The following is a 14,217-nucleotide window of genomic DNA, read 5'->3' as shown; positions in this document are numbered from 1 at the left end:
GCCGCGCGGCACCGACAGGAACGCGCCGCGGAACGTCTCGGTGAAGTACGCGCCGTAGATGAAGCCGAGCACGAGCACGCCGGCGAGGAACGGGTCGATGTCGATCTGGTCCCAGCCGAGCGCGTCGTTCGTGTGCAGCGTCGACAGCACGAGATGGCCGGTCTGCGCGGCCTTGATCGCGACGTCGGCCGTCTCCGCATCGCGAATCTCGCCGACCATGATGATGTCCGGATCCTGCCGCAGAAGCGCGCGCAGTGCAGTCGCGAACGTGAGCCCCGCTTTTTCGGCGACACCGACCTGGCTGATGCCGTCGAGCTGGATCTCGGCGGGATCCTCGACCGTGCAGACGTTGTGCGCATCGCGATCGAGCATCTGCAGCGCGCAGTAGAGCGACAGCGTCTTGCCGCTGCCGGTCGGGCCGGTGACGAGTACGAGGCCATGCGGTGCGCGTATCGCGGCCTCCATCGCGGCCGCCTGCTGCGCGTCGAAGCCGAGACGGGCGAGCGTGAGGTCGGGCGGCATCGTTTCGAGGCGCCGCAGCACGAGCTTTTCACCGAACAACGTGGGCAGCGAGCTGACCCGGTAGTCACCGCGCGTACCGCCGTCGATTGCGATGCGCAGCCTGCCGTCCTGCGGGAGCCGCCGCTCGGCGATGTCCATGCGCGCGAGCACCTTGATCCGCGTGACAAGCGCGTCGCGCAGATGAAGAGGTGGCCGTGCATGTTCGTGCAGCACGCCGTCGATGCGCAGGCGGATGCGCCAGCCGGCTTCGAATGGCTCGACGTGGATGTCGGATGCGTCGCGCACGCGTGCCGCGTGAAGCGTGTCCGTCAGCAGCCGTACGGCCGGCGCATCATCGAGCTGGGCTGCGTCGAGCGCGCGCGGTGCGGTGGCGGGCGGCGGCTGCGTGCGCAGCGGCGCCCCGGGAGGAGTGAAATGCATGTGTGCCGGCGCGCTGGCCGCCTGTTGACCGTGACCAGCAGATGGTCGCGCGTCGCGGGCGGCGCCGGCAGTCAGCCGTTCGGCTAGCGCGCGGTGGCGCGTCCGGTGCGCGAGCCGCGCGGCTTGAAGAGCTTGACGGTACGCACGGCCTGGTCGTCGCTGCGCATCACCTCGAGCATCACGTCACCGATTTTCAGGCACACGTCGTCTTCCGGAATTTCCTCGAGGATTTCGAGTACCAGTCCGTTCAGCGTCTTCGGCCCGTCGGTCGGCAGCTTCAGGTGCAGCCAGCGATTGAGTTCGCGCAGCGGCATGCTCGCCGAGACGATGCATTCGCCGTTCTCGTCCCAGCCGCCCGCGCGTTCGCTGCGCGGCATCGACGTCGTGAATTCGCCGATCAGCTCCTCGATGATGTCTTCGGGCGTGACGAGCCCTTCGAGCTCGCCGTACTCGTTGACGACGAGCGCGGTCCGCTGCCGCGTTTCCTGGAAAAACTGGAGCTGCTGCACCACCGGCGTGCCGGACGGTACGTAGTACGGCTCGGCGAGCAGCGTGCGCAGCGTCTCGCGGTCGAACTCCTGGTTGTGCAGCGCGGTCAGCGTCTTGCGCACGTGCAGCACGCCGAGCACCTTGTCGATGTCGCCTTCGTAGACGATGAGCCGGTTGTGATAGCAGGTTTCGAGCTGGTGCAGGACGTCGTCGAGCGGCGCGTAGAAGTTGAGCGACTCGATCTGGCGGCGCGGCACCATCACGTCGTCGACCGTGATGTTCTCGAGGTCGAACAGGTTGAGCAGGATGCTGCGGTGCTTGGTCGGCATGAAGCTGCTCGACTCGAGCACGATGGCGCGCAGCTCGTCGGCCGACATTCGCTGGTCGCGACCCTTCTTCGTGTTGATGCGCAGCACCCACAGCACGCCGTTCGCGAGCGCGTTGACGAACCAGACGACCGGCTTGAACACGCGCATCAGCGGCGCGATCACGAGGCTCGCGGGCAGCGCGATGCGTTCGGGGAACGTTGCGCCGACGATCTTCGGCGCGATTTCTGCAAATACGATGATCAGGAACGCGACGATGCCGGTCGCGATCGACAGCGCGAGGTTGTTGCGGCCGAACGTATGCAGCGCGAGCGACGTCGTCAGGACCGGGATGATCGTGTTGAACAGGTTGTTGCCGATCAGGATCACGCTGAGCAGCAGGTCAGTGCGCGTCAGCAGGCCTTGCGTGGTTTTCGCGCCGAGTGCGCCCTGGCTGGCGAGATGTTTCAGCCGATGGCGGTTGAGCGCCATCATCGCGGTCTCGGAAATCGAAAAGAAGCTGGAACAGAGGAGAAGCAGGAAGACGGCGCCGATTTGCGCCCATAAGGGAATTTGGTCCACGCGTTGGAAGGGCAGTGAAGGACAGGGATGGAAGGAATATAGCAGAGGCCGGCGGCGGCGATGTGTCGTGCGCGACACGAGGGGCCTGCGGCGGCCAGGCAAAAAAAAACCGTGCACGGAGTGCACGGTTTTTTACAAATCTGGTCGGGGTGAGAGGATTCGAACCTCCGGCCTCTACGTCCCGAACGTAGCGCTCTACCAGGCTAAGCTACACCCCGATTTGGACTCTTCCGATTTCGCAGCCTTCTTCAAGACCGCTGCGTCGTCGAGCAAGAACATAACTATAACGACGTTTCTTCAAAAAGGGAAGGCCTTGGAGAAGAAATTTTTCGAGACAGGTGATTTCCCCGTGTCGAACGTACGTCGCAGCCGTAGCGGCGACGCACGACATGCACTTACGACTGTCGCGACGTCGAGTACGAGCACAACGCGAGCAGGCTTTCCTTGTAGATCGAATCGGGGAACGCAGCGATCGCAGCCGCAGCCGCCTGCGCTTCCTGGCGTGCGCATTCGAGCGTGTGATCCAGTGCGCCAGAACGCGTGATCGCTTCGAAAATCGTATCAAAGCGATCGGTGCCGCCCTGTTCGATCGCCTCGCGTGCCAGCGCCGATTGTTCGGGCGTGCCGCGTTCGATCAGATAGATGAGCGGCAGCGTCGGCTTGCCTTCGCGAAGGTCGTCGCCGGCATTCTTGCCCATTGCCTCGACGGTGCCCGCGTAGTCGAGCCAGTCGTCCATGATCTGGAATGCGGTACCGATCCGGCGGCCGTATTCGGCGGCGGCGGCCTCGGTCGGCGCATCGGCGCCCGCGAGTACCGCGCCCAGACGCGCCGACGCCTCGAACAGCTTGGCCGTCTTGTAGCGGATCACCTGCATGTAGCGCGTTTCGTCGACGTCCGCGTCGTGCATGTTGAGGAGCTGCAGCACCTCGCCTTCGGAAATGATCGTCGTCGCTTCGGACAGGATCTCCATCACGCGCATCTTGCCGACGCCGACCATCATCTCGAACGAGCGCGAATAGAGGTAGTCGCCTACCAGCACGCTCGCCGCGTTACCGAACAGCGCATTGGCGGTCTGGCGGCCGCGGCGCAGTTCGGATTCGTCGACGACGTCGTCATGCAGCAGCGTGGCCGTATGGATGAACTCGACGACGGCGGCCAGCACGTGCCGTTGATGCGACGTCTCGCCGAGCGCGCCGGCGACGAGCAGCAGCAATGCCGGGCGCAGCCGCTTGCCGCCCGCGCCGATGATGTACTCGGCGATCTGGTTGATCAGCAGCACATCGGACGCGAGGCTTTGCCGGATAACGCGATTCACCTGCTCCATGTCACTGGTGATCGGAGCGAGCAGATGGGCGGCGCTGAGGGTGGGGGAGGCGGTGGACGACGACATGATGATGGAATTGGGTGATGCGGCGGATTATAAGTCGAATCCGAGATATCCCGGTTTGTCACACGTGCTGCAGCCGCGAATTTGACCGTTCGGCCGAGGCTCGCACGGGGCAATCGTCGATCGGTTTTGACTTCGGTGCTAACCCCATGTATAATCACGTGTTTTCCGCGCGTGGTGTGCGGAAAAATTGGATCCAGAGTGAGGTTCTCAATGTACGCGGTCATAAAAACCGGCGGCAAGCAGTACAAGGTTGCCGTTGGCGAAAAACTCAAAGTAGAACAGATACCGGCTGACATTGACGCTGAAATCACGCTCGACCAGGTTCTCGCAGTGGGCGAAGGCGAATCGATTAAGTTCGGTACGCCGCTGGTCAGTGGGGCTTCCGTCAAGGCCACCGTTGTGTCGCACGGTCGTCATGCCAAGGTCACCATCTTCAAGATGCGTCGCCGGAAGCACTACCAAAAGCACGGCGGCCACCGCCAGAACTACACTGAGCTGCGCATCGACGCGATCAACGCGTAAGCGCCTCGGTAAAGGAGCAATCAGATGGCACACAAAAAGGCAGGCGGCTCTTCCCGGAACGGCCGCGACTCCGAGTCGAAGCGTCTCGGCGTGAAAGTGTACGGCGGCCAGGCAATCAATGCTGGCGGCATCATCGTGCGTCAGCGCGGTACGCGCATGCACGCAGGCGAGAACGTCGGCATGGGCAAGGATCACACCCTGTTCGCGCTGGTTGACGGTCACGTCAAGTTCGCGACCAAGGGCGCGGACAAGAAGCATCTGGTCATCGTTGTCCCGGCGGCTGCCTAAGTTCAGGCACCCACGGGCTTCGTAGCCGAAAGGCCCCGCAGTCTTCGCGGGGCCTTTTTTTATTTGGCCGCCGGGCGCGCGTGCGCTCGGGCGACCATCGCGCAACCGGCGTACGATCGGCCGAACGGCAGATTGTTCAAGCGCGCCGGTGCGCGGCACAATAGCGGAAATACTGGGCGGAGTGACGAATGAAGTTCATTGACGAAGCACGAATCGAAGTCATCGCCGGCGACGGAGGCGATGGCAGCGCGTCGATGCGCCGCGAGAAATTCGTCCCGTTCGGCGGGCCGGATGGCGGCGACGGCGGCCGGGGCGGTAGCGTGTACGCGATCGCCGACCGCAACATCAACACGCTGATCGACTACCGTTACGCGAAGAAGCACCTGGCGCGCAACGGCGAAAACGGGCGCGGCTCGGATTGCTACGGCAAGGGCGGCGACGACGTCACGCTGCGCATGCCGGTCGGCACGATCATCAACGACATGGATACCGGCGAGCTGATCGCCGACCTGACCGAGCACGACCAGCAGGTGATGCTTGCGCAGGGCGGCTCCGGCGGGCTCGGCAACCTGCATTTCAAGTCGAGCACGAACCGAGCGCCGCGTCAGAAGACGGACGGCAAGCCGGGCGAGCGACGCATGCTGAGGCTCGAGCTGAAGGTGCTCGCCGACGTCGGTCTGCTCGGCATGCCGAACGCGGGCAAGTCGACGTTCATCTCGTCGGTGTCGAACGCGAGGCCGAAGATCGCCGACTACCCGTTCACGACGCTTGCGCCGAATCTTGGCGTGGTGCGGGTCGGCCCGAGCAAGAGCTTCGTGATTGCCGATATCCCGGGGCTGATCGAGGGCGCCGCCGAAGGCGCGGGCCTCGGCCATCAGTTCCTGCGCCACCTGCAGCGCACCGGCGTGCTGCTGCATCTGGTCGATCTCGCACCGTTCGACGAAACCGTCGATCCGGTTGCGGAAGCGACGGCGATCGTCGGCGAGCTGCGCAAGTACGACGAGGCGCTCTACGAGAAGCCGCGCTGGCTCGTGCTCAACAAGCTCGACATGGTGCCGGAAGACGAGCGCAAGGCGCGCGTCGCGGATTTCCTCGAACGCTTCGAGTGGGACGGCCCCGTGTTCGAGATCTCGGCACTGACGGGCCAGGGCTGCGAAGCGCTGTGCTACGCGATCTACGACTACCTCTCCGAACATTCGGACGCGCACCGCGCGGCGGAGGCCGAAGATCTCGCCGCGGACGTGCGCTTCCGCGACGCGCCGCCTGCCAAGGGCGATGCGGCGCCGGGCGACGACGTCTGAGCGGTTGAACGCGCCGGGCCTGCCGCCCGGCGTCGGCATTCAATCGCGCCCGGCCGGGCAGGCATCAGATACAGGAGACAGTGCAGGATGCGTTCGATCATCGCGGATTCGAAGCGATTGGTGGTGAAGGTGGGCTCCAGCCTCGTGACGAACGACGGCAAGGGGCTCGATCATGCAGCAATCGGCCGCTGGGCGGCCCAGATCGCCGCGCTGCGCGCCCAGGGCAAGGAAGTCGTGCTCGTCAGTTCGGGCGCGATTGCCGAAGGGATGCAGCGGCTCGGCTGGAGCAAGCGGCCGCGGGAAATCGACGAGTTGCAGGCTGCCGCCGCGGTCGGCCAGATGGGGCTCGCGCAGGTCTATGAGAGCCGCTTCACCGAGCACGACATCCGCACCGCGCAGATCCTGCTGACGCATGCCGACCTGGCCGACCGCGAGCGTTACCTGAATGCACGTTCGACGCTGCTGACGCTGTTGCGGCTTGGCGTCGTGCCGATCATCAACGAGAACGACACGGTCGTTACCGACGAAATCAAGTTCGGCGACAACGACACGCTCGGCGCGCTCGTTGCAAACCTGATCGAAGGCGATGCGCTGATCATCCTGACCGACCAGTCGGGGCTGTTCACGGCCGATCCGCGCAAGGATCCGAACGCGACGCTCGTTGCCGAAGCCAATGCGGGCGCGCCGGAACTCGAGGCGATGGCGGGTGGTGCGGGCTCGAGTCTCGGCCGCGGCGGGATGCTGACGAAGATCCTTGCTGCGAAGCGTGCGGCGCACAGCGGCGCGAACACCGTGATCGCGAGCGGCCGGGAAACCGACGTGCTCGTGCGTCTGGCGGCCGGCGAGGCGATCGGCACGCAACTGATCGCACGTACCGCACGGATGGCGGCGCGCAAGCAGTGGATGGCCGACCATCTTCAGGTGCGCGGCCATGTCGTGATCGACGCGGGCGCGGTCGAGAAGCTGACGGCCGGCGGCAAGAGCCTGCTGCCGATCGGCGTGATCGACGTGCAGGGCGCGTTCGCGCGCGGTGAAGTCATCGCGTGTGTCGGCCCCGACGGGCGCGAAGTGGCACGTGGGCTCACGAACTACAGCAGTGCGGAGACGAAACTGATTCACCGCAAGCCGAGCGGCGAGATCGAATCCGTGCTCGGCTACATGCTGGAACCCGAATTGATCCATCGCGACAACCTGGTGCTGGTGTGACCATTCGTGCCGGTTCCGGCCGTCAAACGAAAAAGCCCGCGTGATGCGGGCTTTTTTCATGCGGTGGACAGTGGCGGCGGGCGCCGCGCGCCGTCAGCGCAACTGGCTCATCGCGGTGCGGTGAAACCGGATGTTCTCCAGGATCTGCTGGGTCGTGCCCTGCGGCATCTTGTTCGAGCAGAAGTAGTCCTGATAGAGCGCCGAGTGGTAGGCATTCAGTTCGCCGTTCTCGATGCGCCGCCAGTCGTTCTCGACCGTGCGATCCCAGCCGTCGTGTTCCGAATTGAGGCCGGCATACTGGCGCCATTCGTAGGTGTCGCAGCGGATGCCTTCGTAGTTCACGTTGCGCGCGCCGGCCGGGCTCGTGATGACGACCGCGTAGCGCACGACGCCATCGGTGCCGACCACGAGCGACTTCGCGTCGACGAAGAACTTGAGCGGCGTGTTCTGGGATACGTTGAACGGCAGCAGGTCGCCCGTCTGCGGCAGCGGCGGCAGCGTGTCGACCGCGTTTTCCTTCCAGGTGCCCTGGCGGTCCAGCAGATACACGAACTCGCTGTCATCCTTGTTGGTCGGCGTCTTCGAATTCGCGCAACCTGCCAGCGTGGCCACCGCGGCAATCGATGCGAGCGCGAGAGCAATCGCTTTCAATATGCATTCCTCGTAAAAAAAGGGCGCGACACCAAGGTCGCGCCCGGTCATGCAGTTCGATTCGTCACTTGCCGACGATCACGTGGGGCGGCATCTCGTCGAGCGTGCCCGCTTCCACTTCGATCTCCGAACAGACTACCGATGTGTCGACAATCGTCAGCGTCTGCTGGGCCTGCACGCCAATGACGCGCGGATAGCGCGACAGACGCGGCCCGCGCGGCTTTTCGGCTTTCTGCGCCGGGCGGCGCAGGAAGCGCGACAGTTCCGTCAGCGCCAACTGATAGACATCCCGCTTGAACTCGATCACCGCATCGAGCGGCACCCAGTACTCGTTCCAGCGCCACGCATCGAACTCCGGGTGGTCGGTCGCGCGCAAGCAAATGTCGCAATCGCGTCCAACCATCCGCAGCAGGAACCAGATCTGCTTCTGGCCGCGGTAATGACCGCGTACTTCGCGTTTAATGAACTTGTCAGGCACCTCGTAACGCAACCAGTCGCGGGTGCGGCCGATTATCTTGACGTGTTCCGGATGCAGGCCCGTTTCCTCGTGCAGTTCCCGGTACATCGCCTGCATGGGGGTCTCGCCGTACTTGATCCCACCTTGAGGAAACTGCCAGGAATGCTCGCGGAGCCGCTTGCCCCAAAACACCTCGTTGCGCGCGTTCAAGAGGATGATGCCGACGTTCGGGCGAAAGCCTTCACGATCCAGCATACAACCACCTTCGAATCCTTTAAAATTGCTTTGATTATAAACAGATAACGGGCGCTGCGCACCGTGACGGAGCGAATCCGCGCGGGGTACACCGGCTGAATTGTCCCTGATTAGTCTGCTACGTCGTCTGCGCCATCGTCGTTCGTCGCGCGCAGCTTTTTCACCTTGAAACTTTTTCGGGCGCCCCGCCTGGGGGCGCCGTTTTTGGAACCGTCCGCATGAAAGCTTCCCGTTTCTTTATCGGCACCCTGAAAGAAGCACCCGCCGACGCAGAGATCGTCAGCCACAAGCTGATGGTGCGCGCCGGCATGATCCGTCGTGTCGCCGGCGGCATCTATAACTACCTGCCGGTCGGCCTGCGTTCGATTCGCAAGGTCGAAGCGATCGTGCGCGAGGAAATGAACCGGGCAGGCGCCATCGAGCTGCTGATGCCGGCCGTGCAGCCAGCCGAGCTGTGGCAGGAATCGGGCCGCTGGGAGCAGTACGGCCCCGAACTGCTGCGCTTCAAGGACCGCAAGGACAACGACTTCGTGATCGGGCCGACGCACGAGGAAGTCATCACCGACATCGCGCGCAACCAGATCAAGAGCTACCGGCAGATGCCGGTGAACTTCTACCAGATCCAGACGAAGTTCCGCGACGAGATCCGTCCGCGCTTCGGCGTGATGCGCGGCCGCGAATTCATCATGAAGGACGCATACTCGTTCGACAAGGATGCGGCTGGCCTGAACGAGTCGTATCGCAAGATGTACGACGCGTACGTGCGCATCTTCACGCGCCTCGGCCTCGAGTTCCGTGCGGTCGCGGCCGACAGCGGCTCGATCGGCGGCAACTTCTCGCACGAATTCCACGTGATCGCCGACACCGGTGAAGACGCGATCGCGTACTGCCCGACGTCCGAGTTCGCGGCGAACATCGAGGCGGCCGAAGCACTGCCGCTGAGCGCCGAACGCGCGGCGCCGGCCGAAGCGATGGAGAAGGTCGCGACGCCCGGCAAGGCGAAGTGCGAAGCCGTCGCCGAACTGCTGGCCATCCCGCTCGAGCGCACGATCAAGTCGATCGTGCTCGCGACCGACAACGAAGGCGCCGAGCCGACCATCTGGCTCGTGATGCTGCGCGGCGACCACGACCTGAACGAGATCAAGGTGTCGAAGCTGCCGGGCCTGAAGAACCACCGCTTCGCGACCGAGCAGGAAATCGTCGAGTGGTTCGGCACGCCGCCGGGCTATCTCGGCCCGGTCGGCACGAAGAAGCCCGTGAAGGTGATCGCGGACCGCACGGTCGCGAACATGAGCGATTTCGTCGTTGGCGCGAACGAGGTCGACTATCACATCGCTGGCGTGAACTGGGGCCGCGACCTGCCCGAGCCGGACGTCGCCGACGTGCGCAACGTGAAGAAGGGCGACCCGTCGCCGGACGGCAAGGGCGTGATCGACATCTGCCGCGGTATCGAGGTCGGCCACGTGTTCCAGCTCGGCACCAAGTATTCGGAAGCGATGGGTGCGACGTTCCTCGACGAGTCGGGCAAGCCGCAGCCGATGCTGATGGGCTGCTACGGCGTCGGCGTCACGCGTATTCTCGGCGCGGCGATCGAACAGAACTTCGACGACAAGGGCATCATCTGGCCCGAGTCGATCGCGCCGTTCGAAGTCGTGCTGTGCCCGATGGGCTATGACCGCAGCGACATGGTGCGCGAAGCGGCCGACAAGCTGTACGCGGAACTCGCCGCGGCCGGCATCGACGTGATCCTCGACGATCGCGGCGAACGCCCGGGCGTGATGTTCGCCGACTGGGAGCTGATCGGTGTGCCGCATCGCCTCGTGATCGGCGAGCGCGGCCTGAAGGAAGGCAAGATCGAGTACCAGGGCCGCCGCGACGCCGAAGCGACGCTGCTGCCGGCCGACGCGGCTGCGGCGACGGTCGCGGAGAAGATCCGCGCCGCGCTCGCGCACTAAGCGCACCGACCGGGGAACGCGGTGGAATACACCTTCCTGTCGGCCACCGTGCTCCTGGTGCTGATCACCGATCCGCTCGGCAACATCCCGCTGTTCATTTCGGCGATGCGGGATGTGCCGCGCGAGCGGCGCGTGAAGCTGATCCTGCGTGAAGTGGGGATCGCGTTCGTGATCCTGCTGTTCTTCATGCTGGTTGGCGACCGTTTCCTGCGGATGATGAGCCTCACCGACCTGTCGCTGCGGCTCGGCGGCGGGATCGTGCTGTTCCTGATCGCGCTGCGGATGATCTTCCCGCATCCGGACGGCGCGCTCGGCAACGATCCGCGCGCAGGCGGCGAGCCGTTCATCGTACCGCTCGCGATTCCGGCGCTCGCCGGGCCGTCCGCGCTCGCGACGGTGATGCTGCTGACGTCGCAGGGGCCCGGCAAGATGCTCGAGTGGGTCGGCGCGTTGACGGTCACGATGATCGTCTGCGCGGTGACGCTGGTGCTGGCCGAGCGGATCCAGCAATGGATCGGCGAGCGGACCGTCGCGGCATTCGAGCGGCTGATGGGCCTCGTGCTCGTCGCGATTTCGGTCGAGATGATGCTGGGCGGCGTCCGCGTGTTCGTGCACCAGCTGTAGGGCAGGCGGCGCACGGCTACAAAAAAGCGGCGCTCCGGGAAACCGGAGCGCCGCTTTCTATTTATATAGTGCGGAGCGGGGCGCTCAGACGTTCGTGGTCAGCGCGCGGATCGTCGGCAGGTTGCGCCAGTAGCCCTTCGCATCCATCCCGCAGCCGAACACGTAGCGGTCCGGCACCGCGAAGCCGCAGAAGTCGGGGTGCAGCGGCTTCGCCTTCGCGAGCGTCTTCTCGCACAGCACCGCCGACATGAAGCGCTGCGCGCCCATGTCGAGGATACGGTCGCGGATCGCGGCCATCGTCTCGCCTTCGTCGAGGATGTCGTCGAGCACGAGCACGATCCGGTCCTTCACCGATTCGCGCGGCGCGACGCGCCAGTGCATTTCCGGGCTGCCCTGCGTCGTGTTGCGGTAGCGGGTCAGGTGGATGTAGTCGAATTCCAGCGGGAAATCGAGATGCGGCAGCAGCATCCCGGTAAACACCGCGGCGCCGCCCATCACCGAGAGAACGAGCGGGAACGCATCGCCGATCTCGGCGCGGATCGCGTCGGCCATCCGGGAGATCGACGCATTGACGGCGTCGGCCGAGACGATCTCTTCGGAGTGGTTGAAAATGTGGAGGGCTTCTTCGCGGTTCATGTGTTCTGGCGGGCAGTCGGTATACAAATAAGAATGAAGCAGAACGGACGGCGCGCGCTACAGCAAAAACCCGCGCGCCGGCCGATGGGCGGAATCAGCGCATGCCGGGCATCATGCCCTTCAGGCCGCGCATCATCTTCTGCATGTTGCCGCCCTTCAGCTTCTTCATCATCGTACGCATCTGGTCGTACTGGTTCAGCATCCGGTTGACTTCCTGCACCGGCACGCCCGCGCCGGCTGCAATGCGGCGCTTGCGCGTCGCCTTGATGATCTCGGGTTTCGCGCGCTCGGCGGGCGTCATCGAGCTGATGATGCCTTCCATCCTGCGGATCGACTTTTCGGCCTGACCCATGTCGGCACCGGCCGCCGCCTGCTGGAACTGCGCAGGCAGCTTGTCCATCAGCGACGACAGGCCGCCCATGTTCTTCATCTGCGAGATCTGCGCGCGGAAATCGTTCAGGTCGAAGTCGCCGCCTTTCTTGACCTTGTCGGCGAGCTTCTGCGCGGCCTGTACGTCGACGCCGCGCTGCGCCTCCTCGACGAGCGCGAGGATGTCGCCCATGCCGAGGATCCGGTTCGCCATCCGGTCGGGGTGGAACACTTCGAGGCCGTCGAGCTTCTCGGCCACGCCGACGAACTTGATCGGCTTGCCCGTGACGTGGCGCACCGACAGCGCGGCGCCGCCGCGCGAATCGCCGTCGAGCTTGGTCAGCACGACGCCGGTGAGCGGCAGCGTGTCGTTGAACGCCTTTGCGGTGTTGACCGCATCCTGGCCGAGCATCGCGTCGACGACGAACAGCGTTTCGGCCGGCTTCAGCGTGCCGTGCAGCGCGGCGATTTCCTGCATCATCGCTTCGTCGATGCCGAGGCGGCCGGCCGTATCGACGATCAGCACGTCATGGTAGTGGCGCTTTGCCCAGTCGACGGCCGCGACCGCGATGTCGACGGGCTTCTGGTCCGGCGTGGACGGGAAGAAGTCGGCGCCGACCTGTTCGCTCACCGTTTTCAGCTGCATGATTGCCGCCGGGCGATACACGTCGCACGACACCGTCAGCACCTTCTTCTTGTACTTCTCGCGCAGCAGCTTCGCGAGCTTGCCGGCGGTCGTGGTCTTGCCTGCGCCCTGCAGGCCGGCCATCAGGATCACGGCGGGCGGCGTGACCGCGAGGTTCAGCTCGGCGGCCTTGCCTTCGTAGTCGCCGCCGATCACGGCGGTCAGTTCCTTCTGGACCACGCCAACCAGCGCCTGACCCGGCGACAGGCTGCTGATCACTTCTTCGCCGAGCGCCTTTTCCTTGACCTTGGCGATGAATTCGCGGACGACCGGCAGCGAGACGTCGGCCTCCAGCAGTGCGAGACGCACCTCGCGGAGCATCTCCTGCGTGTTCGCCTCGGTAAGCCGGGCCTCGCCGCGCAGCGTCTTGACGACGCGCGCCATCCGTTGAGTGAGATTGTCGAGCATGGGGAGCGATGGACAGTGGGGCCCGAAGGCGCGGCGGAACCGAACAAAGGGAGCCGTCGCGGGAAGGGGGCCTAGTGTAAACTTCGAACATGGATATTGTACTGTATGCCCTCACCGCATTCCTGTACGGCGGCCTCGCCGTCGCAGGCTGGCGCACGCACCGCCAGGGCGCGACGCCGCTCGTCGCGAGCGTGCCGGCCGTGCCGGTTCCCGCGTCCGCCGCGTCCGGGATGAGCGGGGCCGGCCGCGCGCTGCTGTTTGCCGCGCTCGTCGCGCACGGCGTGCTGCTCCACACGACGATCTTTCCGAACGACGCGATGGTGTTCGGCTTCGCGTTCGCGCTGTCCGCGATGTTCTGGCTCGGCGCCGGCATCTACTGGATCGAGAGCTTCTTCTTCCCGCTCGACAGCCTGCGCCTGCTGGTGCTGCCGCTCGCGTGCGGCGCGTCGCTGCTGCCGCTCGTGTTCGGCGGCGTGCGGGTGCTTCCTTATGCCGCAGCGCCGCTGTTCAAGCTGCATTTCCTGATCGCGAACATCGCATACGGCCTGTTCGCGATCGCGGCGCTGCACGCGATCCTGATGCTGATGGTCGAGCGGCGTCTGCAGTCGCTGAGGAGCGGCGGGCGCGACGGCTCGACGGGCTGGATCGCGAGCTGGCTCGAGACGCTGCCGCCGCTGCTCACGCTCGAGAAGCTGCTGTTCCGCCTGATCGGCGCCGGCTTCGTGCTGCTCACGCTGACGCTCGCGTCGGGCATCCTGTTCAGCGAGCAGGTCGACGCGCGCGCGCTGCGGCTCGACCACAAGACCGTGTTCGCGATCCTGTCGTGGCTGATGTTCGGCGGCCTGCTGGTCGCCCGCAAGACGTCGGGCTGGCGTGGCCGCGGTGCCGCGCGCTGGGTGCTCGTGTCGTTCGCCGCGCTGCTGCTCGCGTATGTCGGCAGCCGGTTCGTTTTCGAGGTGCTGCTGCACCGTTCCGTGGTTTGACCGCAGGTTTCCGATGCGACAGATTCTTCTCCTGATTCTTCTCTTCTCGGCCTTGTCGTACTGACCCGAACCGCGCTGCGGGTAGCCGCAGCACAGGTAGCCCGGCGGCAGCACCGTTTGCACACCGGCCTCCCACAGCATCGCTTGCGTCGCGAGACCGACCTGCGA

14 protein-coding genes and 1 tRNA gene are annotated in these 14,217 nt (G+C 64.9%); 7 read left to right on the top strand and 8 right to left on the bottom strand.

The genetic code is table 11. The annotated features are described in order from the left end of the window. The 4 genes from G3O06_RS41945 to G3O06_RS41930 all read right to left on the bottom strand — a co-directional run. Window positions 1-942 (bottom strand): ATPase, T2SS/T4P/T4SS family (locus tag G3O06_RS41945; RefSeq protein WP_241020513.1); only part of this gene is annotated, 942 nt, incomplete at its 3' end. An 83-nt stretch (window positions 943-1,025) separates the two neighbouring features. Then, window positions 1,026-2,318: an HlyC/CorC family transporter gene (locus G3O06_RS41940; protein ID WP_174989224.1), complete on the bottom strand. Its 1,293-nt coding sequence runs from the start codon at window positions 2,316-2,318 to the stop codon at window positions 1,026-1,028. 141 nt (window positions 2,319-2,459) lie between these two features. Next, window positions 2,460-2,536, bottom strand: a tRNA-Pro gene (locus G3O06_RS41935). A gap of 177 nt (window positions 2,537-2,713) precedes the next feature. Next, on the bottom strand, window positions 2,714-3,709 hold the full coding sequence (locus G3O06_RS41930; protein WP_034182656.1) for a polyprenyl synthetase family protein: 996 nt from the start codon (window positions 3,707-3,709) through the stop codon (window positions 2,714-2,716). Window positions 3,710-3,919: 210 nt separating this feature from the next. Between G3O06_RS41930 and rplU the strand changes: the two genes are divergently transcribed. The 4 genes from rplU to proB all read left to right on the top strand — a co-directional run bounded on the left by rplU (window position 3,920) and on the right by proB (window position 7,026). Continuing rightward, window positions 3,920-4,231 carry a 50S ribosomal protein L21 gene (gene rplU, locus G3O06_RS41925; protein WP_006025184.1) on the top strand — a complete coding sequence of 104 codons (312 nt, stop codon included), beginning with the start codon at window positions 3,920-3,922 and terminating at the stop codon, window positions 4,229-4,231. 24 nt (window positions 4,232-4,255) lie between these two features. Further along, window positions 4,256-4,519, top strand: coding sequence for a 50S ribosomal protein L27 (gene rpmA, locus G3O06_RS41920; protein WP_006476999.1), 264 nt, complete (start codon window positions 4,256-4,258; stop codon window positions 4,517-4,519). Window positions 4,520-4,707: 188 nt separating this feature from the next. Next, window positions 4,708-5,820, top strand: coding sequence for a GTPase ObgE (gene obgE / locus G3O06_RS41915; protein ID WP_174916816.1), 1,113 nt, complete (start codon window positions 4,708-4,710; stop codon window positions 5,818-5,820). Between the two features lie 87 nt (window positions 5,821-5,907). Next, window positions 5,908-7,026, top strand: coding sequence for a glutamate 5-kinase (gene proB, locus G3O06_RS41910; RefSeq protein WP_175004916.1), 1,119 nt, complete (start codon window positions 5,908-5,910; stop codon window positions 7,024-7,026). A gap of 93 nt (window positions 7,027-7,119) precedes the next feature. Here the strand turns inward: proB and G3O06_RS41905 are convergent, their stop codons facing one another. Beyond that, window positions 7,120-7,728: a CNP1-like family protein gene (locus G3O06_RS41905; protein ID WP_122944412.1), complete on the bottom strand. Its 609-nt coding sequence runs from the start codon at window positions 7,726-7,728 to the stop codon at window positions 7,120-7,122. A 13-nt stretch (window positions 7,729-7,741) separates the two neighbouring features. Next, the gene (locus G3O06_RS41900; protein WP_122944413.1) at window positions 7,742-8,389 is read right to left on the bottom strand and encodes an RNA pyrophosphohydrolase; all 648 of its coding nucleotides are present in this window, start codon (window positions 8,387-8,389) and stop codon (window positions 7,742-7,744) included. 218 nt (window positions 8,390-8,607) lie between these two features. Here G3O06_RS41900 and G3O06_RS41895 point away from each other — a divergent pair, with 218 nt between their 5' ends. Together G3O06_RS41895 and G3O06_RS41890 are read left to right on the top strand one after the other, a co-directional pair. Further along, complete coding sequence (locus G3O06_RS41895; protein ID WP_205819585.1) at window positions 8,608-10,344, top strand: proline--tRNA ligase; 1,737 nt, start codon at window positions 8,608-8,610, stop codon at window positions 10,342-10,344. Window positions 10,345-10,365: 21 nt separating this feature from the next. Continuing rightward, window positions 10,366-10,968, top strand: a complete 603-nt coding sequence (locus tag G3O06_RS41890) for a MarC family protein (protein WP_069247072.1) — start codon at window positions 10,366-10,368, stop codon at window positions 10,966-10,968. 84 nt (window positions 10,969-11,052) lie between these two features. Here the strand turns inward: G3O06_RS41890 and G3O06_RS41885 are convergent, their stop codons facing one another. Together G3O06_RS41885 and ffh are read right to left on the bottom strand one after the other, a co-directional pair. After that, a complete protein-coding gene (locus G3O06_RS41885; RefSeq protein WP_059528628.1) occupies window positions 11,053-11,604 on the bottom strand; it encodes a hypoxanthine-guanine phosphoribosyltransferase in 552 nt (183 codons plus the stop codon). A 94-nt stretch (window positions 11,605-11,698) separates the two neighbouring features. Further along, on the bottom strand, window positions 11,699-13,066 hold the full coding sequence (gene ffh / locus G3O06_RS41880) for a signal recognition particle protein (protein ID WP_021159890.1): 1,368 nt from the start codon (window positions 13,064-13,066) through the stop codon (window positions 11,699-11,701). Window positions 13,067-13,155: 89 nt separating this feature from the next. Between ffh and ccsA the strand changes: the two genes are divergently transcribed. Further along, the gene (ccsA, locus tag G3O06_RS41875) at window positions 13,156-14,049 is read left to right on the top strand and encodes a cytochrome c biogenesis protein CcsA (RefSeq protein WP_011350867.1); all 894 of its coding nucleotides are present in this window, start codon (window positions 13,156-13,158) and stop codon (window positions 14,047-14,049) included. Window positions 14,050-14,217 lie beyond the last annotated feature (168 nt).

Source organism: Burkholderia sp. Ac-20345, assembly GCF_017104825.1.
Classification (GTDB): domain Bacteria; phylum Pseudomonadota; class Gammaproteobacteria; order Burkholderiales; family Burkholderiaceae; genus Burkholderia; species Burkholderia lata_B.
Note: the sequence above shows the minus strand (reverse complement) of the source record. Positions and strands in the feature narration are given on the sequence as shown.

Excerpts from the sequence above, each read along its gene's own strand:
- G3O06_RS41930 (WP_034182656.1), bottom strand. The coding sequence starts at position 3,709 with ATGTCGTCGTCCACCGCCTCCCCCACCCTCAGCGCCGCCCATCTGCTC.
- rplU (WP_006025184.1), top strand. The coding sequence starts at position 3,920 with ATGTACGCGGTCATAAAAACCGGCGGCAAGCAGTACAAGGTTGCCGTT.
- rpmA (WP_006476999.1), top strand. The coding sequence starts at position 4,256 with ATGGCACACAAAAAGGCAGGCGGCTCTTCCCGGAACGGCCGCGACTCC.
- obgE (WP_174916816.1), top strand. The coding sequence starts at position 4,708 with ATGAAGTTCATTGACGAAGCACGAATCGAAGTCATCGCCGGCGACGGA.
- proB (WP_175004916.1), top strand. The coding sequence starts at position 5,908 with ATGCGTTCGATCATCGCGGATTCGAAGCGATTGGTGGTGAAGGTGGGC.
- G3O06_RS41905 (WP_122944412.1), bottom strand. The coding sequence starts at position 7,728 with ATGACCGGGCGCGACCTTGGTGTCGCGCCCTTTTTTTACGAGGAATGC.
- G3O06_RS41900 (WP_122944413.1), bottom strand. The coding sequence starts at position 8,389 with ATGCTGGATCGTGAAGGCTTTCGCCCGAACGTCGGCATCATCCTCTTG.
- G3O06_RS41895 (WP_205819585.1), top strand. The coding sequence starts at position 8,608 with ATGAAAGCTTCCCGTTTCTTTATCGGCACCCTGAAAGAAGCACCCGCC.
- G3O06_RS41885 (WP_059528628.1), bottom strand. The coding sequence starts at position 11,604 with ATGAACCGCGAAGAAGCCCTCCACATTTTCAACCACTCCGAAGAGATC.
- ffh (WP_021159890.1), bottom strand. The coding sequence starts at position 13,066 with ATGCTCGACAATCTCACTCAACGGATGGCGCGCGTCGTCAAGACGCTG.
- ccsA (WP_011350867.1), top strand. The coding sequence starts at position 13,156 with ATGGATATTGTACTGTATGCCCTCACCGCATTCCTGTACGGCGGCCTC.